1 protein-coding gene is annotated in these 1991 nt (G+C 75.1%); it reads right to left on the bottom strand.

The annotated features are described in order from the left end of the window. The coding region (locus RKE29_RS29615; RefSeq protein ID WP_312008797.1) for a beta-ketoacyl synthase N-terminal-like domain-containing protein at positions 1–1991 on the bottom strand (1991 nt) is incomplete at both ends.

The raw sequence follows: 1991 nt of genomic DNA, 5'->3' as shown, positions 1-1991 counted from the left end.
CTCCAACACCGCACGCGACGCCACCAGCGACCAGCCCAGGTCCGACGCGGACAGCCCCGTACGAGCCTCCGTGAACGCGGCCAGCCTCTGACCCTGCGCCCGCAGCGCCGCCTCCGACCTGCCCGAGACGATCCAGGGCACCAGGCCGCTGCCGACCGCGAGGCGCGTGTCGCCGCTCTGGTCGGCGGCGGGCGGGCTCGCGGGCTCGGGCACCGCGTCGGCGGGCGCCTCTTCGAGGATCAGGTGCGCGTTCGTACCGCTGATGCCGAACGAGGACACGCCGGCGCGGCGCGGGCGGCCGTCCGGGGCCCACTCCACCGGCTCGGTCAGCAGCTCCACCGCGCCCGAGGACCAGTCGATGTGCGGTGACGGCTCGTTCACGTGCAGGGTGCTGGGCAGCACCCCGTGCCGCAGCGCCATCACCATCTTGATCACGCCGGCCGCGCCCGCCGCGGCCTGGGTGTGCCCGATGTTGGACTTCACCGAGCCCAGCCGCAGCGGCCTGTCCTCCGGCCGCCCCTGACCGTAGGTGGCCAGCAGGGCCTGGGCCTCGATCGGGTCGCCCAGGGTCGTGCCCGTACCGTGCGCCTCGACCACGTCCACCTCGGACGGCGACAGGCCCGCGTTGGCCAGCGCGGCGCGGATGACGCGCTGCTGGGACGGGCCGTGCGGCGCGGTGAGGCCGTTGCTGGCGCCGTCCTGGTTGGTGGCGCTGCCGCGGATCACCGCAAGCACCTGGTGCCCGTTGCGCCGCGCGTCCGAAAGACGCTCGACCAGCAGCACGCCCACGCCCTCGGCCCAGCCGGTGCCGTCGGCCGCCGCGGAGAACGCCTTGCAGCGGCCGTCCGGCGAGAGCGCGCCCTGGCGGCTCAGCTCTACGAACATGCCGGGCGTCGGCATGATCGTCACGCCGCCCGCCAGCGCCATCGAGCACTCGCCCGCGCGCAGCGACCGGACCGCCCAGTGCAGCGCCACCAGCGACGAGGAGCAGGCCGTGTCGACGGTGACGGCGGGGCCCTCCAGGCCGAGGGTGTACGCCACTCGGCCGGAGGCGACGCTGATCGTGCCGCCGGTCAGCCGGTGCCCGTCGACACCTTCCGCGCCCTCCTGGAGCTGCGGGCCGTACTCCTGGAACATCGCGCCGAAGAACACGCCGGTCTGGCTGCCCTTCAGCCCCGTCGGGTCCAGCCCCGCCCGCTCGATCGCCTCCCAGGAGGTCTCCAGCAGCAGGCGCTGCTGCGGGTCCATCGCCAGCGCCTCGCGCGGCGAGATCCCGAAGAAGCCCGGGTCGAACTCGACGGCGTCGTGCAGGAAGCCGCCGTGCCGCACGTAGCTGGTGCCGCGCCGCTCCAGCTGCGGGTCGTACAGGTTCTCCAGGTCCCAGCCGCGGTTCACCGGGAAGTCCCCGATGACGTCCCGCTCGGCGGCCACCAGGTCCCACAGGTCCTCGGGCGACGCCACGCCGCCCGGGAAGCGGCAGGCCATGGCCACGATGGCGACCGGCTCGTCGTCGGCCGCCGTACGCGCGAAGGACTCGGACGCGTCGGACCGCAGGCCGAAGAGCGTGTCGCGCAGGTGCCGGGCCAGGACGGCCGGAGTCGGGTACTCGAACAGGAGGGTGGCGGGCAGCGGCAGCTCGGTCTCGGTGCTCAGCGCGTCGCGCAGCTGGACCGACAGGTGCGAGTCGAAGCCCAGGTCCTTGAACGTCCGCTCGGCGTCCACGGCGTCCGGCGAGGCGTGCCCCAGCGCGGCGGCGGCGTGGGCGAGCACGAGGCGGCGCAGGGCCTCCTCCTGCTCGCCCGGGCCCAGCGGGGCCAGCTCGCCGCGCAGCGCGGCGGAACCGAGGCCCTGGTCGGCGGCGTCGGGCAGGTCGGCGGTGTCCGGTCCGTCGGCCACGGCAGGCTGGAGCGCGCGGCGGACGGGGGCGGTACGGGCGGTGACGGTGTCGAGCCAGTGGCGCCGACGCTGGAAGGCGTAGGTGGGCAGGTCCA

Origin of the sequence: Streptomyces sp. B1866, from assembly GCF_031932565.1 — a bacterium.
GTDB lineage: Bacteria > Actinomycetota > Actinomycetes > Streptomycetales > Streptomycetaceae > Streptomyces.
The sequence above is the reverse complement of the archived record's forward strand: the minus strand, read 5'-3'. Positions and strand labels throughout refer to the sequence as shown.